22 protein-coding genes, 3 pseudogenes and 1 riboswitch are annotated in these 26012 nt (G+C 41.3%); of the genes and pseudogenes, 11 read left to right on the top strand and 14 right to left on the bottom strand.

Annotated elements, in window-relative coordinates; all coding sequences use genetic code 11:
• Positions 1-29: 29 nt before the first annotated feature.
• Entirely contained in the window at positions 30-1925 is a 1896-nt protein-coding gene (locus MFLO_RS10760; RefSeq protein ID WP_036097977.1) for an endonuclease MutS2, read from the bottom strand.
• A gap of 456 nt (positions 1926-2381) precedes the next feature.
• A riboswitch (Lysine riboswitch) is annotated at positions 2382-2569 on the top strand.
• 118 nt (positions 2570-2687) lie between these two features.
• Here MFLO_RS10760 and MFLO_RS10755 point away from each other — a divergent pair.
• Positions 2688-4150 (top strand): annotated as a pseudogene (locus tag MFLO_RS10755) (amino acid permease).
• Here the strand turns inward: MFLO_RS10755 and MFLO_RS10750 are convergent.
• The 6 genes and pseudogenes from MFLO_RS10750 to xylA all read right to left on the bottom strand — a co-directional run bounded on the left by MFLO_RS10750 (position 4138) and on the right by xylA (position 13273).
• Positions 4138-5127 (bottom strand): hypothetical protein, encoded by a 990-nt coding sequence (locus MFLO_RS10750; protein WP_051993615.1) that lies wholly within the window; start codon positions 5125-5127, stop codon positions 4138-4140. The pseudogene MFLO_RS10755 and the gene MFLO_RS10750 sit on opposite strands and share 13 nt — an antisense overlap.
• 314 nt (positions 5128-5441) lie before the next feature.
• Positions 5442-6482 (bottom strand): annotated as a pseudogene (locus tag MFLO_RS10745) (bifunctional transcriptional activator/DNA repair enzyme AdaA); the annotation flags it as partial.
• A gap of 187 nt (positions 6483-6669) precedes the next feature.
• Positions 6670-8910: an alpha-xylosidase gene (yicI, locus tag MFLO_RS10740; protein ID WP_051993613.1), complete on the bottom strand. Its 2241-nt coding sequence runs from the start codon at positions 8908-8910 to the stop codon at positions 6670-6672.
• 24 nt (positions 8911-8934) lie between these two features.
• Complete coding sequence (locus tag MFLO_RS10735; protein WP_077913221.1) at positions 8935-10401, bottom strand: glycoside-pentoside-hexuronide (GPH):cation symporter; 1467 nt, start codon at positions 10399-10401, stop codon at positions 8935-8937.
• A gap of 38 nt (positions 10402-10439) precedes the next feature.
• Positions 10440-11934 (bottom strand): annotated as a pseudogene (xylB, locus tag MFLO_RS10730) (xylulokinase).
• 31 nt (positions 11935-11965) lie between these two features.
• Complete coding sequence (xylA, locus tag MFLO_RS10725; protein ID WP_036097976.1) at positions 11966-13273, bottom strand: xylose isomerase; 1308 nt, start codon at positions 13271-13273, stop codon at positions 11966-11968.
• A 149-nt stretch (positions 13274-13422) separates the two neighbouring features.
• Between xylA and MFLO_RS16495 the strand changes: the two genes are divergently transcribed.
• The 7 genes from MFLO_RS16495 (at position 13423) to MFLO_RS10700 (ending at position 19472) form a co-directional block, all read left to right on the top strand.
• Positions 13423-13575, top strand: coding sequence for a hypothetical protein (locus MFLO_RS16495; protein ID WP_241433628.1), 153 nt, complete (start codon positions 13423-13425; stop codon positions 13573-13575).
• Positions 13576-13639: 64 nt separating this feature from the next.
• Complete coding sequence (locus MFLO_RS10720; RefSeq protein ID WP_241433627.1) at positions 13640-14581, top strand: ROK family protein; 942 nt, start codon at positions 13640-13642, stop codon at positions 14579-14581.
• Between the two features lie 109 nt (positions 14582-14690).
• Positions 14691-15131 carry a hypothetical protein gene (locus tag MFLO_RS15420; protein ID WP_036097975.1) on the top strand — a complete coding sequence of 147 codons (441 nt, stop codon included), beginning with the start codon at positions 14691-14693 and terminating at the stop codon, positions 15129-15131.
• Positions 15109-15399, top strand: a complete 291-nt coding sequence (locus tag MFLO_RS15135; RefSeq protein WP_162148157.1) for a helix-turn-helix domain-containing protein — start codon at positions 15109-15111, stop codon at positions 15397-15399. Before MFLO_RS15420 ends, MFLO_RS15135 begins: the two co-directional genes overlap by 23 nt.
• A 254-nt stretch (positions 15400-15653) precedes the next feature.
• The gene (locus MFLO_RS10710) at positions 15654-16844 is read left to right on the top strand and encodes a M20 family metallopeptidase (RefSeq protein ID WP_149023029.1); all 1191 of its coding nucleotides are present in this window, start codon (positions 15654-15656) and stop codon (positions 16842-16844) included.
• Positions 16844-18265, top strand: a complete 1422-nt coding sequence (locus MFLO_RS10705; protein WP_036097974.1) for an MFS transporter — start codon at positions 16844-16846, stop codon at positions 18263-18265. The genes MFLO_RS10710 and MFLO_RS10705 overlap by 1 nt, the downstream gene beginning before the upstream one ends.
• A gap of 19 nt (positions 18266-18284) precedes the next feature.
• Entirely contained in the window at positions 18285-19472 is a 1188-nt protein-coding gene (locus MFLO_RS10700) for an amidohydrolase (protein ID WP_036097973.1), read from the top strand.
• Between the two features lie 80 nt (positions 19473-19552).
• Here MFLO_RS10700 and MFLO_RS10695 read toward each other — a convergent pair whose 3' ends face one another.
• The 6 genes from MFLO_RS10695 to licT form a co-directional block, all read right to left on the bottom strand.
• A complete protein-coding gene (locus tag MFLO_RS10695) occupies positions 19553-19840 on the bottom strand; it encodes a DUF4176 domain-containing protein (RefSeq protein ID WP_036097972.1) in 288 nt (95 codons plus the stop codon).
• Positions 19841-19878: 38 nt separating this feature from the next.
• Complete coding sequence (locus tag MFLO_RS10690) at positions 19879-20478, bottom strand: DUF443 family protein (RefSeq protein WP_277619788.1); 600 nt, start codon at positions 20476-20478, stop codon at positions 19879-19881.
• Between the two features lie 20 nt (positions 20479-20498).
• Positions 20499-21932: a T7SS effector LXG polymorphic toxin gene (locus MFLO_RS14755; RefSeq protein WP_051993612.1), complete on the bottom strand. Its 1434-nt coding sequence runs from the start codon at positions 21930-21932 to the stop codon at positions 20499-20501.
• A gap of 3 nt (positions 21933-21935) precedes the next feature.
• A complete protein-coding gene (locus MFLO_RS10680; protein ID WP_036097969.1) occupies positions 21936-22265 on the bottom strand; it encodes a hypothetical protein in 330 nt (109 codons plus the stop codon).
• Positions 22266-22285: 20 nt separating this feature from the next.
• On the bottom strand, positions 22286-22570 hold the full coding sequence (locus MFLO_RS10675; RefSeq protein WP_036097968.1) for a TIGR04197 family type VII secretion effector: 285 nt from the start codon (positions 22568-22570) through the stop codon (positions 22286-22288).
• A gap of 574 nt (positions 22571-23144) precedes the next feature.
• Positions 23145-23975: a BglG family transcription antiterminator LicT gene (gene licT, locus MFLO_RS10670; RefSeq protein ID WP_036097967.1), complete on the bottom strand. Its 831-nt coding sequence runs from the start codon at positions 23973-23975 to the stop codon at positions 23145-23147.
• A gap of 296 nt (positions 23976-24271) precedes the next feature.
• On the opposite strand from licT, the gene MFLO_RS15590 reads away from it, so the two are divergent.
• From MFLO_RS15590 to MFLO_RS10660, 3 genes are all read left to right on the top strand, one after another.
• The gene (locus MFLO_RS15590) at positions 24272-24424 is read left to right on the top strand and encodes a hypothetical protein (RefSeq protein WP_156065853.1); all 153 of its coding nucleotides are present in this window, start codon (positions 24272-24274) and stop codon (positions 24422-24424) included.
• Positions 24425-24493: 69 nt separating this feature from the next.
• On the top strand, positions 24494-24895 hold the full coding sequence (locus MFLO_RS10665; RefSeq protein WP_036097966.1) for a VOC family protein: 402 nt from the start codon (positions 24494-24496) through the stop codon (positions 24893-24895).
• A gap of 46 nt (positions 24896-24941) precedes the next feature.
• Positions 24942-25424, top strand: coding sequence for a ClbS/DfsB family four-helix bundle protein (locus MFLO_RS10660; RefSeq protein WP_036097965.1), 483 nt, complete (start codon positions 24942-24944; stop codon positions 25422-25424).
• Between the two features lie 57 nt (positions 25425-25481).
• On the opposite strand, the gene MFLO_RS10655 is transcribed toward MFLO_RS10660, so the two are convergent.
• Complete coding sequence (locus tag MFLO_RS10655) at positions 25482-25946, bottom strand: hypothetical protein (protein ID WP_036097964.1); 465 nt, start codon at positions 25944-25946, stop codon at positions 25482-25484.
• Positions 25947-26012: the final 66 nt, after the last annotated feature.

Here is a 26012-nt window from a genome sequence, read left to right as displayed (position 1 = left end):
ACTTGTCTAAATTGAGCAGTAAAACGTATTTATGATTGATCCTTCAAACTAGTTTTTATTTCTTTTTGGACGCGTCGCAAAGCTTTTTTCGATCCGCGTGCAAAGTCATGTGCTTCTTTTCGTTCTTCAAAACTAGTAAAAAGCTGGTCAAGATCATAACCTTGAGGATAAAGTTCCGCTGCCTTCATCACGAGTTTTAAGCGTTTTACTTGAACTTCCTGCTTCTTCCCGTCTACATCAATCACAGCAAAGTGATCTTTTGCGGTATACACAAGACCAACTTCACCCGTTTCAAGTAACTGAACACGATCGCCTTTTTCAAGCTCTAATGCTGGCTTTTCTTCGATTTGCTCAGTTTTTCGATGGAAATTGATTTTTTCGAAATGGTAATCTTTCGTCGTAATGTACGTTTCCGCTTGCCGAATCACTTTGGGATTTAATTTCATTTTACGTGCAATGTAAAGCGCGTTGCTTTCGCCAGATTCACCAATGATCAATTTGTATTTCGGTTCGAGCGTAACCGAATCAAAGGCCATTCGTGCATTCATGAAGTCGGGATGTGTTGCCCCGTAACGTTTAATTTCTGCGTAATGAGTGGACGCCGCTGTGATCGCACCTTTTCGGTAGCATTCTTCTAAAATAGCAATCGCAAGAGCGGCCCCTTCGTTTGGTTCCGTTCCACTTCCAATTTCATCAAACAAGACAAGCGAACGGTCATTCAACTGTGAGAGAATGCTTGCTGTATTTTGAATATGTGATGAAAAGGTACTTAGTGCATTTTCAATGCTTTGATTATCGCCAATGTCTACAAAGACGCGTTCAAAGACGGACAGCTTGGATTCACTTTCGGCTGGGATATGGAGCCCTGTCATCATCATTAAGGTTAACAAACCGACTGTTTTTAAGACTACTGTTTTTCCTCCAGCATTTGGTCCGGTAATAATTAAGCTGCGGTAAGATTCGCCTAAGATGAAATCAAGCGGAACCGTTTTTTTAGAATCCAGCAGCGGATGGCGTGCTTGTTTAAGTTCAATAATGCCGGTTTGATTCACTTTCGGCTCGGAAGCTTCCATTTGGCGTGACAATTTTCCTTTTGCGAAAATGAAATCGAATTCTGTCATGACATCAATGTTGTGTTTGATGCCGGCTAATTCAGCGAAGACTGCTCCGGCAAGGGTTGAAAGAATTTGGTAGATTTCTGCTTGTTCAATACCTTTTAAAGCCATTTGTTCGTCGTTTAGTTTTGTCACGCTTTCTGGTTCAATAAACACTGTTGTTCCTTTACTTGAGGTTTCAATGATCGTGCCGCGGACAAATTTTTGAAAGCTCGCTTTGATTGGAATTGTATAGCGTTCATTTTTGTTGGCTACAAAAAACTCTTGGATGTATTTTTTGTTTTCACTATTCTTCATAAATTTATCAAGCTTGCCTGTGATTTTTGCTTGGTTGTCGAGTAGCGCTTTTCTTGCTTTGCGTAAGCCCGAACTAGCAGCACTATCTACCTCGCCGTTTCTAATCGCTGCGTATATTTCTTCTTCAATCTCAAGAAAAGTTGTGATGCTTGACGCGTACCCGGCAAGGCTTGGGGCAATTCCTTCATTTTTTGTTAAAAATTGACCGACGCGACGAGTACTTCTTAGAAAATCCGCAATTTCTGTTAATTCTTGCGGCGTAAGTTCAAAACTTTTTTCAAGTTTTGTGATTAGTTGTTTGATTTTACTCGCACCAAATAGCGGCAAATTTTGCCCCGTATCTAAAATTTTACGGGCTTCTGTTGTTTCAGCCAATTTTTGTTTGATTACGCGACTATTTTTATAAGGGAGAAGTTCTTCTGCCCGTTCTTTTGCCATATCGCTAACACAATTTTCAGCTAATCGTTCGATTAAACTAGGATATTCTAATTTTTCAAAGGTATTTGTATTCATCTTTCGTTCTCCTTTCAAGAAAAAACGGAAGACACCTCCGTTTGCGTCCACAAAAAAACTGCAGTTCAGATTCCCTGCAGTTTCTAAATATCATCTATAAATCGTTTTGCTCCAAAAAAGGGCATAAAAATAGATGCGTATTTTAGAAAGTGTTGGTATCTTCTTTAGGCGAGCAGAAATAAGCCTCAAAACGAGAATTTTTTTTACTTCTGCTATTCAGTTCCTAAATTAAGATTTAACAACACTCACAAAAAGCACCTCGGTTAATTTTATATAAGGACGCAAAAATGACTTTCTATACATTTAAGTTTAAAGGCATCACTCTGGTTTGTCAACTTGATGAATGCCTAAATTTTTACGAATCGGGGTTGATTTATCCGGCTATTTGCTTTACTATAGAAAAAGGTTCTTGCATTTGAACCCTGACAACTGAAAACAAATCCTCATCCTATTAAACGGTGAGGTAGAGGTTGCAAAGATCACTAGTATGCTTCTTGAGGTGCGCGAAACACCATTGATGGGAACAGAACAGGAGATTTGCCGAAGTGAAATAAATTTTGGCGATTTATTTTGCTGGGACAGTACGTGAAAACGGCTGGACTGCTGCTAAAAAAGTCATTTTTAGCAGGTGCGCTATCTGACAAGGATGAATGATGCTGATTAAATTTTATCCACCCTCTTCTGATAGCGAAGCGGGTGGTTTTTTATTCACTAAAATCCTGTTGCAGTGCGAATAATCATACAACGAGGGAGAGTTTTATTATGGCAAACAAATCAAGCGGAGAAATTAAGCGTTCGCTAAAGACGCGTCATTTATCGATGATCGCGATCGGTGGTTCGATTGGAACAGGGCTGTTTCTTGCGAGCGGAAATGCGATCGCAACGGCAGGACCGGGTGGAGCGCTTGTTGCGTATGCGGCAATTGGACTTATGGTCTTCTTTTTAATGACAAGCCTTGGCGAAATGGCTACATATATGCCGGTTTCCGGTTCGTTCAGTACGTATGCTACCCGCTTCGTTGATCCGGCTTTCGGTTTTGCACTTGGGTGGAACTATTGGTTTAACTGGGCGATCACCCTCGCGGTTGACATTTCTACAGCCGCAATCATCGTACAATTTTGGTTCCCCCACACTCCGGCGTGGCTGTGGAGCAGCATTTTCCTCATTTTAATATTTGGACTTAATGCTCTTTCAGTTCGAGCTTACGGTGAAAGCGAATATTGGTTTTCGATCATCAAAGTGGTCACCGTTATCGTCTTTTTGATCATCGGTGTTTTAACCATTTTTGGTATCCTCGGCGGTGAATTCATCGGCTTTAAAAACTTTACACTAGGAGAAGCACCATTTAAAGGCGGATTCTTTGCAATTCTAGGAACGTTCTTAATCGCTGGATTTTCCTTCCAAGGAACCGAACTTGTCGGTATCGCAGCCGGCGAAAGTGCAACCCCAGAAAAAAGTGTTCCAAAGGCGATCAAACAAGTTTTCTGGCGGATTTTGCTCTTTTATATTTTTGCGATTTTCGTAATTGGCTTAATTATTCCTTATACAAGTCCGAACCTTCTTGGCGGAGAAGCAACAGACGTTGCGATCAGCCATTCACGCTTGTTTTTGAGAAAGCGGGGCTTGCCTTTGCCGCTTCCGTTATGAATGCCGTTATTTTGACTTCCGTATTATCGGCTGGGAATTCCGGTTTATATGCATCAACGCGGATGCTTTGGTCGATGGCAAAAGATCGCAAAGCGCCGAAGTTCCTTGCTCAGGTCAACAAGCGCGGTATCCCGATGGCTGCTCTCGTTGTGACAACAATTGTCGGTGCGCTCACCTTTGTCACGACATTAAGCGAAAACGGGACTGTGATTTACACTTGGCTTTTAAGCGCATCCGGTTTAACAGGCTTCATCGCATGGGTTGGAATTGCCATCAGCCACTACCGATTCCGCAAAGCGTTTATCAAACAAGGCCATGACCTTTCCGAGCTGAAATACCGGGCGAAGTTTTTCCCATTCGGTCCGATTCTTGCTCTTATATTGTGCATTCTCGTTATCGTTGGTCAGGATTATCAGTCGTTTTTAAACCCTGAACTGACAAACCCTGATTGGTGGCAAAAAATTGGGATTTCCTATATCGGACTTCCGATATTCCTGATTTTCTGGCTGTCGTATAAACTGGCTAGGAAAACGAAAATCGTCCCGCTTGACGAAGCGAAGTTTGATCATAAGAAATGATGAAAATCGTGTGAATGACTCCGAATGTGGAGTTGTTCGCACGGTTTTTTGTTTGTGTTGAAATAAGGAATGATTTGATTCTTCTCAATCCGAGCCAAATCCTCCGCTTGCGACACCGCCTCTCGCGTCCCGTCAGACAGCGCCTTCACGCCCGGAACTAGGTCAAACAGCGAAAACGCCCCGCGTACTGCGCGTTCCGACGTAGCCATCTCACGCCCCGTCAGCCAATCTTTTCCCGTCACTGCCGCGCTCATTTCTAGACTGCCATAAGCCGCCCCAAGCACGAGTCCTGCTGGCGGGCAAAAAATCGCAACCCCGACGATCGCAACCGTCGCCGCAACATTCACCCAAAACTCCTTCTTCTCCTGTTCATCCTGAATCGACGTATACGCAAACGCACGCGTGTTCAGCATCGCCGCTCGAAAATCGTTCTCTGAAACCGTCTCATCCGGATTCAACTTCTTCCACGCCTGAAACTGGTTTTTCAACCGATCCGCGTACACATTACTCCCGCTAAACAAATCATCCATGGTCACTTCAGTTTTCGGCACTTCCCGCTGTTCCTGCGTATAACTATTCACAAAAACCGTTTCCGTTTTCGTCGCTCCAATCCGATTTGTGGTCGTAAACTTAGAGGCATCCAAATTCCGCATGCCTTCCACAAACTGATCCAAGTCTTCAAAAAACGGCCGATCTATTTTCGTATGAACAAGTTCATCCACCCGCTCAGAAAACTGGTGCAACACCTCAAAATCCTCAAACAGCTCCTGCAGTTCTTTCTCTGAACTTGTATGGCTGAATGAAATCGCTCCATCATGATCCAAGTTCCGAATGTCTTCCTCCGCTTCATCCAAGTTCTTCGACGCTTTTTTCAGCTCATCAATCGCGCCCTTACCCCAGACACCTTTCCCAATCAAGTTCCCGATGCTGTCATGCGCACGATCAAAATCACCCTCATGATAGTCTATGTCTTTCATTACGCACTCACCTCTATGCTGAATTCTGTTTCTATACTTTCAATTTTAGCAAAACACATAATAAAACTCTGTGTCCAATCCGTGAAATTTTTCGTCAAACCCCCGATATTCACTTAATATAGTTACATTTATACAACTTTTTTAAAAGCCTTGATATCTCAGCGTATTAAAAGTTGAACTTTTCACAAAATAAATCCTTTTCTCTTATCAGATATAGAAAAGAAATCTGTCCCGCTTGATGGCACAAGAAATAATAAAAAAAAGCAGTTCCCTATGTAATTAAATACCATAGAAAACTGCTTTTTGGCTTAGCTTCATTTCGCATCAACATTAACCGCCTCAAGCTCAAGCAAATACTTCTTCCGTGAAACACCGCCTCCATAACCGCCAATTTCTCCATTAGTTTTAATCACACGATGACAAGGAATCAAGATGGCGATTTGATTCCTTCCATTGGCATTCCCGATTGCTCTTACAAGCTTCGAGTTCCCAAGTTTGTTCGCAATATCTTGGTAGCTCCAAGTTTCACCCGGTGGGATCTCTTTCAAAACCTGCCAAACTTGCTCTTGAAACGACGTTCCCGCGATTTGAAGCGGTATTGTAAATGTACTGCGCGCACCATGAAAATACTCTTCCAGTTCTTCTTCGAGCTTCACAGCAAGCTTCGTTTCGCCAAATAAAATTCGAGCATTATAACGTATTCTTAGCTTTTCAATTTCACGTTCCAAGCCCCGCCGGTCCATAAATTCAAGCAGATAAAGCCTCTCTCCATCTGTCAAGCTAAGCATTCGTCCAATCGGCGTTGCAATAACTTTGGCACTCATAAGTGTTACATCCGTATGCTTTGGCGGATTCCCCATAATCTTTGTGAACGCATCATTGAATGCACTCGACGATTCATATCCAAACGAAACTTGTTGGTCAATCACTTTTTTCCCTGCTAAAATTTCTTTAAAGGCAAGCCCCATCCGGCGCGAACGCGCATATTGCACAAAAGTCATCCCATAAGTCTCTTTAAATTTACGCCGCGCTGTTGCCGAATGAATTCCAAGCTCGTGAAAATCAGCCTCCTTCCAGCGCTTTTCTGGGTGCTTTTCAACCGCTGCAACAAGTTCCTCTACTTCTTTTGGAATACTGTTCGGATAAAAAAGCGGCGTACAGCGTTTACAAGGTCTGAACCCTGCTAAAAGCGCTTCCTCTGCCGATAAAAAGAATTCACAGTTCTCAAACTTCGGTTTTCTAGCCGTACACGTCGCGTGGCAAAAAATTCCTGTCGTTTTGATTCCCGCAAAGAATATGCCGTCATATTGCGGGTTCCTTTCAACAAGCGCTTGATAAAATTCCTTTTTTCTTTCCTTCTGAAATCACCATTTCTCGAGCGCTCCTTCCCAAAAATAAACTTTATGGTGTTATTATACCTTTTTCAGAAGAAATTACTTACGAAAATTGAACAACTATTTTTTTGAAAAAAAGCTGGGCAAACAAGTTTGCCCAGCTTAAATTCGGCTTCAAGAAACCCCGTTCAGCTTCTTGCCATTTTATTTATCCTTTAAAATCTGCCGCCCGTTTCAGTGTCTTATCAAGCTTCACTTCGTGCCCTTCTCGTACGAATAAAGGCAAACTCAGGAAGCTGTGTGTTTCTTCAAACCATTCGCCACTTGATTCAACCGTCTGTTCCATTCCCGCATCACTTACAAGCCGCGTCCAGGTTCCTTTTGGCAAGTAGAAACGCGCAACACCTTCCTTGTTGAAAATCGGAGCAACTAGCAGGCTGTCGCCAAGCATATACTGCAAATCAAGCGTATACGTATTCGGATCATTCGGAAACTCAAGGAACATCGGGCGCATAAGCGGAATCCCTTCTTGCACAGCTTTTTCTGCTTGCGGATAGAGATAAGGCATCATTTGAATCTTAAGTTTCGTAAATTTGCGTGTGACTTCCACAGCTTCTTCGTCAAAAAGCCAAGGAACACGGTACTGAATATTGCCGTGGTAGCGCGAATGTGAAGATAGCAACCCAAACTGTGTCCAGCGCTTGTAAAGATCGGCCGGAGTACTTTCTTCAAAGCCGCCGATATCATGACTCCAGAAATTAAAGCCACTAACAAGGAACGACAATCCGCCACGTAGCGTATCTGCCATTGAGGTGTAGCTAGAAACATTATCTCCTCCCCAATGCACCGGGAATTGCTGTCCGCCAACCGTAGCACTTCTTGCAAATACAACAGCTTCACTTTCGCCTTTTTTCTTCTTCAATACATCATAAACCGCTTGGTTATAAAGATGTGTATAGAAATTATGTGCCCCTTGCGGATTCGACCCGTCATGGAACTTCGCATCATACATTGGAATACGTTCACCAAAATCCGTCTTGAAGCAGTCCACACCCATATCAAGCAAACGATCAAGGTAGCCTTGATACCACGCAACTGCATCTGGATTGGTAAAATCAACATAAGCATTGCCTGCTTGCCATAAGTCCCACTGCCAAGGTGTACCATCTTCATGCTGAATAAAGTAGCCTTTTTCTGCCCCTTCCTTAAAAAGCGGCGACTTTTGCGCGATATAAGGGTTGATCCAGATACAGACTTTTAAGTTGCGGTCATGCAAACGGCTAAGCAAACCTTTTGGATCTGGAAACGCATCTTGATCCCATTCAAAGTTACTCCATTCAAATCCTTTCATCCAGAAGCAATCAAAATGGAACACATCTAGTGGTAACTCGCGCTCCTCCATCCTATCAATGAATTTCATCACTGTTTCTTCCGAGTAGTCGGTCGTAAAGGAAGTGGAGAGCCAAAGTCCGAATGTCCATGCTGGTGGAAGTGTTCCTCCGCCCGTCAGCTTGTTAAATTTACCAAGCACATCTTTGGCGGATTTACCAGCCACAATATAGTATTCCAAATGCTCGCCTTCTGTTGAAAATTGGACGCGATGAACGTTTTCTGATGCAATTTCAAAACTTACTGGCTGACTATGATTCACAAAAACGCCGTAGTAAAGTCCGTCTTTTCCGTTTATCCCCGGTTTACAAGCCAGATAAAACGGAATGTTTTTATAGGATTGTTCTGATCCGGTTCCTCCATCTTTATTGATAATATCCACTGTTTGACCGTTTTTAACAAATGGCGTAAAACGTTCACCAGTCCCATAAATTTTAGTATCGACATCAATATTTAACATTTCCCGCATAAAGTGTTTAGAACGTCTCAAGTGAAGTCCCGCTTGGCGCGCATCTCCGTAGTTCGCTTGCGCACCGGAAACGCTGCCTGGATACATCGCACCAGCTGTTAGGTCGTCGATGGAAGCTTGCGCCGCATGCTCAGAAGCCGTTAGCTCGTTCACATTACCTTCTGCATCGGTATAGTGAAATGCCAATCTAAATCCGCCATGAAGCGGCAAACTAGCACTTAGACTTCCTGACCGAAGCGTTGCTTTTCCCGTCCGAACACCAGCACCTTGACCATCTACTTCACCTTCATCAATCGTTACTTCTGGATTAACAGCTTGATCTGGATAAAGCTCGTAGCGCGGATTTTTATCATTTACATCGAAATGTGTTAAGCGAATTCCGATGACATCTTCCATTGGGGAATAAGCACGTAGCGTTGTATTTCCAACATTCAGCGTGTTCCCGCGTTCAATGATTTTACGGTAAGTGGCGTAAGCCAGTAGTGAATCATGACCAGCTTCGTCTTTCACAATGTTTGCTTCATAAACTTCCGCCGGATTTTCAATTACATATTGTTCTCTGTTTAACCAGTATCCATCAGTAAATTTCATTTTAATTCTCCTTTAACTTCTATATTATTCAGCAAGTTCACGTGCATGTTTTTCTTCCAATTCTCTCGCCATTTGATCTTCAAATTTGTCCACGTTATTAAACGCTAGTGCCGCAGCTGATAAAACATAACCTAAAAGCGGAATCCAGATGAACCCAAGTGAAATCGAATTAAGAGCCGAATCAGGTTGTGTCACAGCACTTCCACCTGTTGATTCAATGTAATGTCCCATCGCAAGCACAGCAGCTAAAATCATCGAGCCAATTCCCATACCCAGTTTCGCTGAAAATGATGAAAAAGAAGTAACAAAACCTTCTGCCCGAATACCGTTGCGCCATTCGCCAAAGTCAACTGCATCTGAGAGCATAACGGCAATAAGGGCACCGATCAAACCTTGACTGAGATAGAAACAAGCGACTGCAATTAAGATAATCGGCACATTGCCGCCTGTTTTTTCTGATAAAAATAAAAGTAGCTGTGAAAGAATCGTTCCAACCATCCCGATCATCATCGTGTTACGCTTTCCGATTCTTCCAACGAAAAATGGAACAAGGGCAGTTGTTGCCAGTTGTAAAACTGTTCCAAGCAACGTCAGCGAGCCAAGTGCTTCTTGACCCAGATTATATTTGAAATAATAAGGAAGCGCACTTGAACGAATGGCAAAAGCTCCCCAGAATACAAAGTTAATAAAGATAATAATAAACCATGGATAATTTCCTTTAATCGCTTTTACACTCTCACGCATTGGAACAGAACGCTTCGAGTCTCGTGTTACGACACGCTCATTCGTACCTCGAAATGCTGTGAACATCGCAATTACAGTGATAACCCCTAAAATGATCGCCCAAATCGTCCAACCGGGCGCTGATTTCGTACCACTTTCTCCGTCTCCCACCATCGTACCAAGAAATGCAACTGCTGGCAGAGTAAGCGGCAAGAACAAAGCAGAACCAAAATTTCCAAAAAATTGCCGAATCGTAGATAACGTTACACGTTCTTTCGGATTTGATGTCAAAGCTGGCAAAATTGAAGTTACTGGAATATTAATGGCTGAATACAAAACTTTCGCGCCGATGTAGGCGATATAAATCCAAATAATTTTGGCCGTTTCACTTCCCATAATGAAGCTTGGTGCCGAAAACGCCATCACACAAAAAACAGCAAACGGGATACTAAACCATAGCCAATACGGACGGGACTTGCCCCATTTCGTATGCGTCCGATCAATCATTTGTCCCCAGAAAACCCCATCAATCGAATCAATAATTGCCGTCAAAGCAAATAGTCCAGTGGTTGCTGCTACAGCCACTCCAAGCGTATCCGTACAAAAAACTAAGAAATAGGTTCCTAAAATTTGGAAAACCGTATTACAGCCAAAATCACTCATCGCATAGGCAATCCGCTCCTTCCAAGGAACTTGATTTCCTTTTACAGCTCTTGCTTTGCCAATACTGACCGTTCCACCAGCCAGATTTTCACTTTTTTGTTCCATTTTCGCTCCTTCTTTCTCTTATCTTCTCTACTAAAAGTTCAAAACTTCACTAACTCGTGGCAAATTGTCCGTGTTTGCGGATAAACCTGCCTGTAAATCTGATAGAGCTTCTGATAAATCTGGCTGTTCTCTGAATTGGGATAAATCGTTTCTCGGTAATGAATCAGTTCGCGTGCGGCGTCCTCTTCCGACTTAAACCAACCGCATCCGATCCCGGCAAGCATCGCGGCTCCAAAAGCCGGTCCTTGTTCCGTTTGCAGTGTAGCGATCGGTGTGTCAAAAATATCCGCTTGCATTTGTAGCCAGTCCCGATTTTTCGCACCTCCACCCACTGAAATAATTTTGCTAAATTGTTTTCCTGCTGTTTCTTTCATGATCATTTGACTATCTTTAAGCGAAAACGTAATCCCTTCAAGCACGCTCCGCGTAAAATGTTTCAGCTCGTGGTGCGTATCGATTCCGACAAAGCTTCCTCGCACGCGGCTATCCACATATGGTGTTCTTTCTCCAACAATATATGGGGTAAAAAGCAATCCGCCCGATCCCGGCTTGACGGACCCGATTTCCGCTAACAAATCTGTGAAGCTAACGCCATCTGCAAAAGTCCGCTTGAACCACTCCAAGCTATTCCCAGCTGCAAGCGTCACGCCCATTGAATAATGTTTGTTCTTTGAAACATGGTTAAAAAAAGTGCAGTTTCCCCTGATAATCCACATTTCCATCCGGCTCACAGGAAAGGAAGACACCGCTTGTTCCGATGGAAGCTAGACCGAGTTCCGGCGTTACAATCCCAGCAGCTAGTGCCGCACAAGCATTATCCGCACCACCACCAAAAATCTTGATCGGCTTCGTAAAACCAAATTCAGCAAGCAGCTCCGGCTTCATCATTCCACGAAGATCTGCGCCCGCAATCAGCTCAGGCAGTATCCCCACTTCAATTCCAAATTTCGTTAAAATCGGTTCAGACCAAGTTTGTTCTGCGACATCAAGCAAAAGCGTTCCAGCTGCATCCGAATAATCCATTTGAAAGTTTCCTGTTAAATAATAACCCAAAAAGTCCTTCGGTAAAAGCAGATGTTTAGTTTCCCGCCAAATTTCTGGTTGATGTTTTTGCACCCACAACACTTTCGGCAAAGTAAAACCTTCCAGCGCCCTGTTCTTCGTTAGCGAAATCAATTCACTGCCCATTTCCGCTGCAATCTGGTCACATTGTTCTGTCGTTCGAACATCATTCCACAAAATAGCATTTCGAAGCGGGTTTCCTGTTTGATCTAACAAGACAAGACTGTGCATTTGCCCTGAAAAGCTGATCCCTTCAAGTTCGCCTTTTAAATCAGGCCATTTACTTAAAAGCTCTTGTATGACAGAACGAAAAGCTGTAATCCATTCAAGCGGGTCCTGTTCAGAATAACCCTTCTCAGGTACCAAAAGCGGATAACTAGATGTGGCAGAAGCTACTTCTGTTCCTATTTTAGTCATGACAACACCTTTTAGCGAACTAGTCCCAAGATCAATCCCAAGCACATAACTCATTTTATGTCCTCCTTTCCTCCCCGTTTTTAATTTATTTCATATAATCATTCAAAACATTTTTCACATATTCGATATGGCTTGATTTCACTTCCGCATCTTCGTGTTCCAGCGCAAATGTAGAGAGCGATTCCAAATCTTCTTGATCTGCTAGAATAGAAGCACCAATTCCCGTTTGGAACGAAGCATATCTTTCAGCTATAAGCTCTTCTAAAAAACCATCTTGTTTAAGTTTAGCTGCATTTTTAAGCCCTCTTGCAAACGTGTCCATTCCTGCAATATGAGCAAGGAATAAGTCTTCCACATCAAAAGCAGATCGACGTACCTTAGCGTCAAAATTAATCCCACCAGGTGCAATTCCACCATTTTCAAGAATTTCGCGCATCGTCAAAGTAACATCATAAATATTCGTTGGGAATTCATCTGTATCCCAACCGAGCAAAACATCTCCTTGATTGGCATCAATTGATCCAAGCGCACCATTAATTCGTGCAACAGTGAGCTCATGCTCAAATGTGTGTCCCGCAAGTGTTGCATGGTTGGCTTCCAAATTTAATTTAAAGTCATTTTCAAGACCATATTTTTGAATGAATTGAAGTGTGGTTGCTGCATCAAAATCATATTGATGTTTCGAAGGTTCCATTGGTTTAGGTTCAATTAGAAATTGCGGTTTATGACCAATTTTCTCGCTATAATTTACGGCCATCTTAAACAACCGGGCGATGTTATCCTGTTCAAACTTCATATCCGTATTAAGCAGTGTTTCATAGCCTTCACGCCCACCCCAGAAAACGTAGTTTGCGCCACCAAGTTTTTTCGAAACATCAAGCCCTTTCTTCACTTGCGCAGCAGCAATTGCAAAAACCTCTGCTTGATTGGTCGACGCGGCACCGCTTACAAAACGTGGATTTGAAAACATGTTTGCCGTATTCCACAGCAACTTGATCCCCGTTTCATCCATTTTTTGCTTGATCAAATCTGTGATTTCATCAATATTTTGAAAGAATTCTTCAAGCGAGTTGCCTTCCGGTGCAATATCGACATCATGGAAGCAAAAGTATTCCGCACCGAGTTTCTCTAACAGCTCGAAGAATGCCTCCACACGATTTCTTGCCGTATCCATTGCAGTTTTACCAAACCAAGGTCGCTTGTTGACAGCGTTTCCAAATGGATCAGAACCGTCTTGTGTCATCGTATGCCAGTAGCAGACCGCAAAACGCAAATGTTCTTTCATTGTTTTCCCCAGAACTACTTCTTCAGGATTATAATGTCGAAACGCAAATGGATTCTTTGATTCTGTTCCCTCAAACTTGATTTTCTCGATATTTGGATAATAATTCACTTTAACTTCCTCCTCGGAATAAATTTGACTTAGGTTTATTTGTACGTTAAACTAACTTACATAAAGAATAGTAAACGATTACAAAATAATTGTCAACCGCTTTCAAATAAAATATTCTAATAGTAGACATTAAAAAAAGGAGCAGATTTATGATTTCAAGTAAATACACCATTCGTGAGCAAAATGAAGCTAAAATTTTAAATATCATCATCCAAGAAAAAGAAGTATCGCGAGCCGAACTATCGAACTTGTCAAAACTAAACAAGGCTTCCGTTTCTTCGATTACAAAAAAAACTGATTGATACGGAGCTTGTATTTGAAACGCGTATCGGCGATTCCTCTAACGTTGGCGGAAGAAAACCAATTATGCTTACTTTCAATAAAAAAGCGGCACTTTTAATCGCTTTTGATATCGGCTACAACTATATCGAAGCACTTCTAGCCTATATTGACGGAACCGTGATAAAAAGTATCAGCAAACGAGATCTAAACGTGTCGAAAACCAATGTCATTTCACAGATTGAAAAAATCGTTTTAGAACTTCAATCGGGATGCCCCGCGTCACCGCATGGCATTGTCGGGATGACGCTTGCGATTCACGGACAAGTAGATGACGGAAAAGCCATTTTTACACCTTATTATGATTTAGATCAAATAGATTTGCTAGATGAACTGGATGCACGCTATGAATTCCCGGTTTATATGGAAAATGAAGCCAATTTATCTGCACTAGGCGAATATACCTTTTCCTCGGAATATCAAAAGTTGATTTCAATCAGTATGCACAGCGGAATTGGGGCTGGAATTGTCGAGTACGGCAAGTTGCAAAGCGGAAATAACGGGAAAGCAGGCGAAATTGGGCATATGATTTTTCAACCACACGGCCGCACTTGCCCCTGTGGAAACAAAGGCTGTCTTGAACAATATGGCTCAAATAAAGTAATTTATGACGAGTTCGCGACGATGAAGGGGCTTACGAAAGTCGATTCAGACGTGCTTCGAAGCTATTACCGAGAAAATGATCCCGATGCAGCTATTCTTATTCAAAAATACGCTGATATTTTAAGTACCGGCATCAATAATATCATCATGATGTATGCCCCCGAAATTGTTGTTATTAACAGCTCTGTTGCCCGTAAAATTCCGCAAACCATTGAGCTCATTTCAGCGCGACTTACGAGCCGCTTCACAGCGGGGGTAAGCATTCGAAACACTTACCTTGAAGAAAACTCAACACTTTATGGTGCCTTAGCACTTTCTGCGCAAAAATACCTTAATATTGAAGAGTTGAAGCTCCAAGCTAAATAAATTTAACATCTGTTAACTTTTTGTCATCTTTTTTAAAAGCAAATCATCAGCAGAGATAATTTTACTCCCCGTTTTTCGTATACAATGAATATGAAAGGCGGGGATAAAAATGATGAACACAACTGTTCCAGCAGACAGAGAAATCGTATCTAAATTTTTATGCTATCTCGCTGCCAACACTAAAAAGTCAAAGAACTATGTAACCATCTGGAAATTAAAAAAAGGAGATCGTTTTGAGACACGCCCGGGAGCATTTTATATTATGAAAAGTGGTGTAGTTCTATCCGAAGTGGTGTGCGATAAAACCATGTCACAACCTTTTATTCTTTTCCATGATAATCAATGTTTCTGTCATATAAGTTCAGATCGTCACAAATTCACAAACCGATTATTGCAAGACAGCGTCATCTATCAAATTGATTATGAATTTGTAGCAGATCGTTTTTACGAACAAACCGATTTTTTTTCGCATGTTGTTAAAAATTTACGAGCGGAACAACCAGTATTTGATGGAAAGCACTTCCATATTGAGCTTAAAGCCGACCTATAAAGTAGCTTACTTTCTATATATGATTTGCTACCGGCTTGACCTGCACCAAAGCGGAAATAGTTTTACGCTCCCAAGCTATGTTACACTCACCCTAATCGCAAGTTTTTCACGCTCTAAAAAATTCACCGTCAGCCACGTATTTCAAGAACTTGAGGAGCGTGGATATTTGGAAAAGAAGGGGCGCAAAATCATCATACGCGACTTCGCGCGTTTTAAGACCGACCTAGCAAACTCACTTAGCGAAAAAATAACTTTTATTGCGATGTAAGCAAAAAACTCCTGCCTTCTAGCTAGAAGGCAGGAGTTTTTTTGATGCTTCATTTCATAGAAAAAATAATAACTAACTTTATTTAATCTTCATGTCAAAAATCCTCTCCTAAAAATTATCCTCCATCTTCTTCATGCTCACTACTAAACAAAAATCCGTGCTAAATTCCACAAAAAAAACAACCCTCTCCGTGATGTCTGATGGCTATAATAATAGCGTTATCATTCATTTCATACTAACAGGAGGAAATAAAGATGATCAAAGAAGAACTTTTTAAACGCTTAACTGACAAAAAAGATCGCATCATCAGTATTAGACGGCATCTGCATGAATATCCAGAGCTGTCCTTCCACGAAACCAACACATCTAAGTACATCCAAGATTTTTACAAAGACAAAGACTGCACAGTCGAAACTTACACTGGTGGAAACGGTGTCCGTGTCACAATCGACAGCGGCAAACCCGGAAAGACCCTTGCGATCCGCGCTGACTTCGATGCGCTTCCGATCACAGAAGAAACCGGCTTGCCCTTCGCTTCCAAAAATAAAGGCGTGATGCATGCTTGCGGACATGACGGGCACACGGCTTATATGCTGATTTTGGCAGAAACGCTGATTGAGATGAAAGACCAGTTGGACGGCAAAATTGTTGTGCTACATCAGCCAGCGGAAGAAGTTCCCCCAGGCGGTGCCCTTCAAATGATTAAAGACGGCGCGCTTGACGGAGTGGATAATGTCCTTGGCATTCACGTAATGAGTACGATGGACACAGGCGGCGTTTTTTACCGAGAAGGCGCTATTCAAACCGGACGTTCTTACTTCAAAGTGACCATTCACGGCAAAGGCGGACACGGTTCCTCACCGCACATGGCGAATGATGCAATTGTTGCGGCCAGTTACTTTGTCACAGCCGTCCAAACCGTCGTTAGCCGCCGCTTAAACCCATTTGATGTCGGAACAGTTACGATCGGTTCATTTGACGGAAAAGGCCAATTTAATGTGATTAAAGACTCCGTCAGCCTTGAAGGCGATGTACGCGCCATGACCGAGGAAACCCGCACATTAATCCAAACAGAAATTACCCGCATCTTGGACGGCCTACAAACCATGTACGGCATCACGTATGACTTAAACTATCAAAATGACTATCCCGTTTTGATGAACGACGAAAAATTAACCGCTTTTGTTTCCGAAACGTTAAAAGAGGCAAACATCAATGAAGTTTCTGAGGTCACACGTTGCGAACCGCAGCCACCTTCCGAAGACTTCGCTTACTACGCCGAAAAACTGCCAAGCTGCTTCTTCTACGTTGGTGCAAAACCGGCAAACGGCAATTTTTATCCTCATCATCACCCCAAATTTGATATCAATGAAGACTGCCTGCTTATTGCTGCTAAAGCAATGGGAGCCGTCGTCGCTGAATACTTGAAAGGACGTGCAGAATAATGGCACAACAGCAAACCTCAGAAAACTATAAAGGAACAAACCGATTAGTCTTTGGAATCGTGTTCGGTGTTTTAACATTTTGGCTGTTCGCACAGTCTATGGTCAACATCGTTCCAGCTATCCAAAAAGACATCGGCATTTCATCAGATTTACTTAACATTGCAATTAGTCTTACTGCTCTTTTCTCCGGTATCTTCATTGTTGTCGCCGGTGGAATGGCAGACAAATTCGGGCGAATGAAGCTTACCTATATCGGCTTTATTTTAAGCATCATCGGTTCGCTTCTCATCGTGCTTTCACACGGTGCAGCACTTCTTATCATCGGGCGGATTGTTCAAGGACTTTCCGCAGCTTGTATCATGCCAGCAACACTTTCACTCATGAAAACGTATTTTGACGGCAAAGACCGTCAACGCGCACTTAGCTACTGGTCGATCGGTTCATGGGGCGGCTCAGGCTTCTGCTCATTTATTGGTGGTGCGATCGCAACCTACATGGGTTGGCGCTGGATTTTCATCATTTCGATCATCGTAGCCTTGCTTGGTATGCTTCTTATCAAAGGGACGCCTGAAAGTAAAGTCATTCAAACAGCAAATGAAAGCAAAGGACGCTTTGATATTGGTGGCTTACTCACATTTATTATCGCAATGGTTTGCTTAAACCTCGTCATCACTCGCGGCTCTACATTCGGCTGGACAAGCTTGACAACAATCATTATGACACTTGTATTTCTTGTCAGTGCTTTTCTTTTCTTCCGAATTGAACTCCGCCAAGCAAATGGCTTCATTGATTTTAGCTTATTCAAAAATAAGGCATATAGCGGGGCAACCTTATCGAACTTCCTTCTCAATGCCGCTGCTGGAACACTTGTTGTTGCCAATACTTATGTTCAAGTGGGACGCGGTTTTACTTCGTTTCAATCTGGCTTATTGACACTTGGATATGTCATTTGTGTACTCGCGATGATCCGTGTTGGTGAAAAACTACTCCAAAAAATTGGAGCAAGAAAACCCATGATTTTCGGATCGCTCATTACGGCAATTGGAATTGCGATGATGGCCTTAACGTTCTTGCCTGACGTCCTTTATATCATTTTCGTTTTCATCGGCTATGCCCTATTCGGGCTAGGACTCGGCGTTTATGCAACTCCATCAACAGACACTGCCGTATCAAATTCACCTGAAGATAAAGTTGGCGTTGCATCTGGGATTTATAAAATGGCAAGTTCGCTTGGCGGATCATTCGGCGTCGCAATCTCCGCAACCGTTTATGGCGTCATCGCGGCGAGCGGAAATGTTGAGATCGCAGCAATGGTCGGACTTCTAACAAACGTAGCTTTCTGTGTACTTTCATTCCTTGCGGTCGTCTTTATGACTCCACGTACCCAAAAAGTTGCTCAGAAACTACAGGCTAATGAATAAAAACAAGGAGTTGTTCAAAATGCGTGAAAAATTAATGAAAATGCTTGAAGAACGTCAAGATGAAATGGTAGCTATTCGGCGTCATCTTCATAGTCATCCTGAACTTTCTTTTAAAGAAGATAAAACCGCACAATATATTTTAGACTTTTACGAAGGAAAACCGGTAAAAATTGACCGCGAAGTAGGAAACGGCCACGGAATTATCATCACGATTGAAGGTGAAAAACCTGGTAAAACCATTGCTTTACGTGCCGATTTTGACGCTCTTCCGATCGAAGAAGAAACTGGCCTTCCGTTTGCTTCTAAAGAACGTGGGGTGATGCATGCCTGCGGCCACGACGGACATACGGCTTACTTGCTCATTCTTGCCGATTGTCTCATCGAACTAAAAAGTGAACTACAAGGTACGATTAAAATTGTCCATCAACATGCTGAGGAAACTCCTCCAGGCGGTGCAAAGAGCATTGTCGAATCAGGCTTGCTTGATGATGTTGAACATATTTACGGTATCCACTTCTTCCCTTTCAAAAAAACAGGAGAAGTTGCCTATAGATCCGGATACGCAATGGCTGGTCGCAGCTACTTCAAACTGCGCGTTCAAGGACGAGGCGGTCATGGCTCCTCACCGCACATGGCAAACGACGCAATTGTGGCAGCATCCCAGTTTGTCTCGGCAATCCAAACCGTTGTTTCACGTTCTTTAAATCCATTTGATATGGGCGTGGTCACGATTGGCTCTTTCGATGGCAAAGGACAATTTAATGTCATCAAAGACCATGTTACGCTTGAAGGCGATATCCGTTACATGACAAATGAAGTCGCAGATAAAATTGATCAAAAAATTCGTTTGATCGCAAGCGGCATTGAAACCACATTCGGCGTTACTTGTGAACTCGATTTAATTCGTGACTATCCGCCACTTTATAACGATGAAAAAATCACAGAACAAATCAGAGAAGTACTTGAAGAAAAAGGTGTGGGCGACTACCTCACTTCCGTAACCGAATTCGATCAGCTTTCCGGTTCCGAAGACTTTGCTTATTACCTTGAAAAAATCCCCGGCTGTTTCTTCTACATCGGAGCTGCTCCTAAAGGTGTTGAAAATCCCTATTTCAATCACCATCCAAAATTTGATATCGATGAAGATGCTTTGCTGATTGCGGCAAAATCTGTCGCTGATGCAGCATTAGCTGATTTATTCGCTTAAAAATAAAAAACTCGCCAACAAGAGTTATTCTCTTGTTGGCGAGTTTTTAAATGGAGCTTATCTAGGCTTTCTTATTTGTTCTATTCTCTAACTTTTCCTTGTGCATACTGATTCTTCTGTATTAAATCCGCTAGTATGGTCTGATATCGTTCCTCTTCTTCATTTTTATAGCCTTCAAACACCACTTGATCAATATTGGATTGATTGAAGTAAATGATTCTCTTTGGGTCTAATCCTTCTGGATAGACACTGCCACTGTAATCAAAGTACACCTTTTTCTGATTTTGATCAATCAGCGGATAGCGGTTCATAATAATAATTTTCACTTTACCTTCTTTTAAATAAACAATGGAACCGACGGGCAACATTTACATTCCTCCTTTGATTATCTGAATAGGCGGTGCTTTTATAACCGTGTGAAAAAACAAGAAAAAATAAAGACTAAAACAACAAGAGCATATACGAAAAAAACACTTGGTTGAACAAGACAAATGTATGTAAATAACAAAAGCAAACCATACATAATCAGCTGAATCAAGAGTACTTGAGCAACGTACTTAATAGACTGCTTTTTTTCAAGTTTAATAACCACTTGTTTTGAACCAAGCGAGCACCCAAGTTCTCGTTCTAGATTAGCCTTGCTCCGGAGACTTATATAGATCTTATAAGCTATCGCAGCTATGAAAAGAAAAATTACAATTACACTCCGCTCAGTAACCGCTAAGCCGTTCCAAACAAATTGTTCCATCAAATAACTAAACAAGTTGGCAAAGACGACCACACATCCAGTAAAGATAAAAATGAGCACTCCAGAATTAAATGTCTTTTGAGGACGCAACTGTTCTAACAGCTCGTCACCTCTTTGTCCAAGGCCATAAACTTGAATACGAAATAAAATCCATCTGAAGGCAGGACAAAACCACAACCACTTATTTGAATCCATATCTAGTATATAGCTTTTCCCCAGCTGATTGACTAATTTGTAACGGCTATTCTTTAGATTAATAATAACTGCTCACACCTCTTTTAATTAAATGGATTAATAAAATCTAACACTCCTGAAACTGCTTCACCAACATCATCTAATTTATCGCTTACAAAATCAACCCCATCATTAATTTTACTTCCTGCCCAATCTATGCCGTCATCAATTTTTCCGCCAACCCAATCAAGCTTATCTTGCAGTCCAAGAAAATTATTGTCATATGCCCAGCTAAACCCAGCTCCAATTGCAACACCTGCCGCAAAACCCCAACCAATTGGATTTGTACTGACCATTGCTCCTACAAGAAAGGCTCCTCCCATTGTAGCACCAGTCGAAACCACATTGTGTGTAATCGCTTCGCCAACAGTTTTATCATTATTTGAAATATCATCATAGATCCCCCAAACAGTAGTTACACCAGCAACTGCCCATCCAGCACCTTTCGCATATTTTATGAAACCTCGTCCTGCATTGCTAATGGTCACACCTCGAGGCGACATCATCACAAAACTATTTGCTCCAGCGGGTCCGAATGCACTACCAAATTGACCGCCAAAACGAACCAAACCCATTCCGAATGCTTCCGCACTAGAAATCAAAATATCTTCTAGTCGAATTTCATTTTTAATGTAATTCCCAACTGTCCCTAGGAAACCACCCGCTGTTTGAAGAGCCTGCCCAATTTCACTTCCAAAGCCTTCAAATATATTTAAAATTTTATTCCCCAAAGCTACTGAAACAGTCAAATCTGGATTATTCCTCATTATATTTAAAATTTCATTTAATTCTTGCTCGCTAATATCTGGATATTTGTTCAAAAGCCCTTCTAACTCTGCTTTGCTCTCCTCATTTGCTTGTTTTAATAATCGTTTCGACCAATCCATCTCAAAAGCATCTATACTAAAAGTTCCAGTCTGACTATTAAAGCCCTTTCCGCTTGAAGCTGCGTTTAACCCTGCCTCCACATCTGCTAATAGATTTTCCAAATCAGTAAAAAACTGAGCAGACTTTACATCATAATTTAGCAGCTTCGTCAATTTTTCTTGACTCGCTTGAGCACTAGAACGGAACAACTCTGCCATTTGTTTCTTCCCAATTCCTAAAGCGTCGTTTCCATCAGGAGTCACTAACTCTTCAACTCTTCCTGCTAACGCTTCTAATTGATTAATTTGACTTCGAAGAACATCCTCTTGTAAAGAGTTGCTGTCAACATCAACTTGATAATCTTGCGGAATCATTTTCACTGATTGTTCTAAGTGTTTGGCGACTAAAATTATACCTTCAGCAAGAGGCAAATACACCATTTTAAAATATTCTTTGGCTGAATCATACGTTTTCCCTTTTAATGAGGGTTCACCAGAAAAATGTCGAATTGCTGATTTAACAAGTTGCATCCCTTGAATGTGCGACTGACAGATACTGCTTACCGAATCTGCTTGACCATTTGATTTTCCTATGAACATGTTCACACTCATCGATTAACTCTCTCCTTCTTTTACTTGTCGCAAAAGCATTTCCTGCTTTTCTATACAACTCGCTTTTTGACGGCTCCCTTGCTCTCTTTCAATATCCCAAGCCTCGAACATTCGGTTCTGCTGTCGTTGCAAACTGATTTCATTATCAGCTATAAACAAAGCCATCGACCCCGTTTTCCAAATTTCTTTCATTTCTAGAAAAATACGTCTTTGTTGATATATTAGTTCCTCAAAAGCTTCTTCAGATCGTTTATTTGTACTTTCTTGTTCCAACAGATCTTCTTCTATTTTTTTCAGGTTTTGAAGTTTTTCAAAATGCAGGTCCAATCCCATTATGTTTCCTCCTGCTCCGTTTACAATTTTGGTGACACAAAAGCCTCTCCAATTTTTTGATCTATTGCTTCAAATTCGCAAGCAACTCGGTTAATGTTAGCAATATCTTTCTTCATCGCCGATACAAAAAGTTCAACTACCCGTTCTTCGTCCAAAATATAAGTTTGTGCTTTTTTATTCCCTTGAAGTGTTGTGCTATGATCAATTTGAGCAGTTTCATTTTTCGTCAAACTAGAAAGACTGTTTTCAAAAAGAGCCGCTGACTGCTCTGCAATATCAACTTGACTAGTAATTCCATTTCCCAACAATATCACCTCTATTACAAACCAACCCTTTATTAAAGCGTTAATTTATATTTTAATACAAACTTTTGCAACAAAACTTAATCTCCCCCACCACTAAAACCATGGTTACCTTCAATTGATTTATCATATGTACAAAATCCGTTACTTTTAGTTTCAGCTAATTAAATTGATCATCAAAGTACTCAAATAACTTCCCCTTCTGTTTACTTCTTAGCTATTCCTACAATTGCGCTGGCAAACATTCATTTTCTTGACTTCTTTATACGTAAGTTTATGCTCTATCACAAAACTCTGCTAGACTCATTTTTACTTATCTGGGCAACCTCGTCGTCTCGACTTTTTTCTTTGTAGAGCTTTTCACATTAAGTATATCATCAATTTAGATGTTAACATGTGTCTATTTAGTGAATTTTTCAGTAAATTAAACTTGTATTTGTTACTTGATTCGCCAACAGAATCCTATCAAACTCTTTATCTTATCGCAGTGTACTAAGGTAAAAACGACAAGTTTCGATTATTCACGTGAAACTTGTCGCTTCTTAAAAGTCTTATCAATTTGCATGAAACAACTCCGCTAACTTGTCACTCGGTAAATATGAATCGTCAAATAAACTTGTTCATCACGTGTTAACTGTGCTTGATGCGTCTTTTGCAAATACATATCTATTTTAAGTACACACTTAAATGCTTCTGGGTATTTGAGCTGCACTTGTTCATACAAAAAATCATCGCCTGAATCCACAATTTCATCTATCAGCATTCGCTGAGCAAAGTACTGCAAATGTGTCACAAAACGCGTATAATTCAGCGAAGTTTCATCTAAAACCATTCCATAATGATACGTCACGATGTTTAAGATATCCTGTACAATGCGTGTCATTTGAAAAGTAGTCCGCATTTGTTGCCCATCTTGGCGTGAGTTCACAATGTGAAGGGTAATAAAACCCGCTTCATCTTCGCCAAGCAGTACGCCAAGACGTTCTTGAATGATCCCAAGCGCCTTTAGCCCGATTCGATATTCTTGCGGATAGAAACGCTTGATTTCAAACAGCAAGGCATTTTTCATATTAATTCCCTGCTCATAGCGAGAAATCGCGAAATTGATATGGTCTGTCAGCGTAATGTAAATATTGTCGCTCAGCTCAGCATCTAAGCTCCCTTTCGCAAACTGAACAATATCATCAGCCGCTCGAAATGTTTCTGGTGAAATCTCGCTTAATAGTTCCGTTAATTTGGAAGAAAGTTCATCTGAACGCATTACAAATGTCTTTTCGATTTTCCCCTCCTCAACTTCGTCACCAGCTTTCTTTTGAAAAGCAATACCTTTCCCCATTACAACAACTTCTTGAGCGTTTTCATTTTCTGCTAGTATCACATTATTGTTGAGTACCTTTTTGATTTTCATTGGGTTTTCCCCATCCTTTCAAAAGAAAAAAACCTAAATTAATTCCAAAACTGTCCATCCCAAAAACAGCTCTCGAATTAACTCAGGTTTTGCCTGCCGAACAGTAACAATCCTTCATGCTTCCCATCCTCATTATATTATACAGCGAAACCGTTTGCAAGATAGTTTACACATGTTTTTTAAGATTGAATCTTTATTCTCGTTTACTGAAAAAAAAGTCAATTATTGTTAGGTTTTGAAGTCTTCCATTTGGGTAAAAAAGAAATAACTTGTTCTTTTAAGGAGGATTTTAAACCATGACAGAATTAAAACCCAACTTGAAAAAGCCGGACATTAAAGATGTTATTAGGCAAAGCGAACACGAAAGATCATTTACCGAGCAAAATCAAAAGAAGCCGCAGCCGCCGAAAGATGTGAAACAACAGTTCCATCGTAAAATTCTTGATTAAGAGTAAACTAAAATTGCCCAAGCAGACGCAACTTTACTGTTTGGGCTTTTAAATTGGAGGCGAAGTAATATGGCAAGACGTTCTGAAATGATTTTTGTAAACTTACCTGTTCAAGACTTAGATAAAACGGTTGAATTTTTCACCGCACTTGGATTCGAATTTAATCCGAAATATACAGATGAAAACGCCACTTGTATGATCGTAAGTGATCACATTTTTGTAATGTTACTCGTTCAGGATTTCATGAAACAATTCACGAAAAAGCCGATTGGGAATTTTCAAAATGAAACGTCGGCAATTCTCACATTATTAGCCGCATCAAGAGAAGAAGTAGACGAGATATACAGTAAAGCGATTGCTGCCGGAGCGAGTGAAGCCGTCCCTCCGATGGATCAATATGGCATGTACAATCGCAGTTTTTATGATATTAATGGTCACTTATTTGAAATTCTCTATATGGAAGAAAGTTGACTCTCCCCTGTGTCAGCCTTTATACTAGACTAAAGGAGTGATACAGATGGCAAGACCAACGAACAAACAAGACCTTTTAGATTTAAGTGGGAAAAATTGGGACGCCCTAACGACTCTCGTCGAATCGATGCCGCTTGAGCAGCAAAATGGTAGCTTTCCATTTGATGACCGTGACAAAAATATTCGCGATGTTTTGATTCACCTACACGAATGGCACAACATGATGGAAACTTGGTACGAGGTCGGAATGCGCGGTGAAAAGCCAGCTATCCCCAAAGCAGGCTATACTTTCCAGACACTTCCAGCACTAAACCTTGAGATTTGGAAAGCCTATCAAGATGTCGAGCTTCCGGAAGCAAAGGAGCGGTTACGAAATAGCCATAAGCGGATCATGGAGCTAATCAACTCACACAGTGATGAAGAATTATTCACCAAAAAGTATTATAAGTGGACGAATTCGACTTCGCTCGGTGCCTATTTTATCTCCAGCACATCAAGTCACTATGATTGGGCTATAAAAAAAAATTAAAAAGTACAAAAGAGAATTGAAACGCGCCGAGTAAACTCGGCGCGTTTCAACTTTTGGTTAAAGATAGCTTCCTTTGATGACGAAGAAAGAACCGCGTATTTCACCGGCAAGTTTTGATTTTTGCCGAGCAAACTTGAACTTTCCTTCAAACTCTGGCGGAATCTCCATTCCTTCTGAAAGTTTAAAGCCAACTGCTCGTTTGCCGCTGTCCTCTATACTATACATCACATTAACCGACAAACCGTTTTCATAAAAAACGTAAGCCATTTTGATTCCCTCTACTTCAAAACTGGATACTTCAAGCGCTTTGTAAGGAAAAATCATATCGCGCTCTTTTAGAATCGTTTCAATCCAGTTTAGTGTATCCGAATCCTCACTTGCTGGAACTGTGATAAATTCATGTTTGTATTTGTTCCAAAAATAACGTGCTTCATTGGCGCGTAGCCCTGCAAGCGCACTCTTAAATGGCGAACTCTCCAAGCCTTCTTCTGATACTGTTTTGAAATCTACTTTATAAGCCATTTTGATTCCTCTTTTCCTTTTATTCGCAGATCACCATCTTACACGTTTCGAAAGAAACCTACAACA

The organism is Listeria floridensis FSL S10-1187, assembly GCF_000525875.1.
GTDB lineage: Bacteria > Bacillota > Bacilli > Lactobacillales > Listeriaceae > Listeria > Listeria floridensis.
Note: the sequence above shows the minus strand (reverse complement) of the source record. Positions and strands in the feature narration are given on the sequence as shown.

Coding starts and splice junctions, on each gene's coding strand:
- MFLO_RS10700 (WP_036097973.1), top strand. CDS start 18,285: ATGCGTGAAAAATTAATGAAAATGCTTGAAGAACGTCAAGATGAAATG.
- licT (WP_036097967.1), bottom strand. CDS start 23,975: ATGAAAATCAAAAAGGTACTCAACAATAATGTGATACTAGCAGAAAAT.
- MFLO_RS10695 (WP_036097972.1), bottom strand. CDS start 19,840: ATGTTGCCCGTCGGTTCCATTGTTTATTTAAAAGAAGGTAAAGTGAAA.
- MFLO_RS15590 (WP_156065853.1), top strand. CDS start 24,272: ATGACAGAATTAAAACCCAACTTGAAAAAGCCGGACATTAAAGATGTT.
- MFLO_RS10660 (WP_036097965.1), top strand. CDS start 24,942: ATGGCAAGACCAACGAACAAACAAGACCTTTTAGATTTAAGTGGGAAA.
- MFLO_RS10665 (WP_036097966.1), top strand. CDS start 24,494: ATGGCAAGACGTTCTGAAATGATTTTTGTAAACTTACCTGTTCAAGAC.
- MFLO_RS10710 (WP_149023029.1), top strand. CDS start 15,654: ATGATCAAAGAAGAACTTTTTAAACGCTTAACTGACAAAAAAGATCGC.
- MFLO_RS10750 (WP_051993615.1), bottom strand. CDS start 5,127: ATGAAAGACATAGACTATCATGAGGGTGATTTTGATCGTGCGCATGAC.
- MFLO_RS10705 (WP_036097974.1), top strand. CDS start 16,844: ATGGCACAACAGCAAACCTCAGAAAACTATAAAGGAACAAACCGATTA.
- yicI (WP_051993613.1), bottom strand. CDS start 8,910: ATGAAATTTACTGATGGATACTGGTTAAACAGAGAACAATATGTAATT.
- MFLO_RS10655 (WP_036097964.1), bottom strand. CDS start 25,946: ATGGCTTATAAAGTAGATTTCAAAACAGTATCAGAAGAAGGCTTGGAG.
- MFLO_RS10735 (WP_077913221.1), bottom strand. CDS start 10,401: ATGGAACAAAAAAGTGAAAATCTGGCTGGTGGAACGGTCAGTATTGGC.
- MFLO_RS10680 (WP_036097969.1), bottom strand. CDS start 22,265: ATGGGATTGGACCTGCATTTTGAAAAACTTCAAAACCTGAAAAAAATA.
- MFLO_RS15420 (WP_036097975.1), top strand. CDS start 14,691: ATGATGAACACAACTGTTCCAGCAGACAGAGAAATCGTATCTAAATTT.
- MFLO_RS14755 (WP_051993612.1), bottom strand. CDS start 21,932: ATGAGTGTGAACATGTTCATAGGAAAATCAAATGGTCAAGCAGATTCG.
- MFLO_RS16495 (WP_241433628.1), top strand. CDS start 13,423: ATGATTTCAAGTAAATACACCATTCGTGAGCAAAATGAAGCTAAAATT.
- MFLO_RS10720 (WP_241433627.1), top strand. CDS start 13,640: ATGCTTACTTTCAATAAAAAAGCGGCACTTTTAATCGCTTTTGATATC.
- MFLO_RS10760 (WP_036097977.1), bottom strand. CDS start 1,925: ATGAATACAAATACCTTTGAAAAATTAGAATATCCTAGTTTAATCGAA.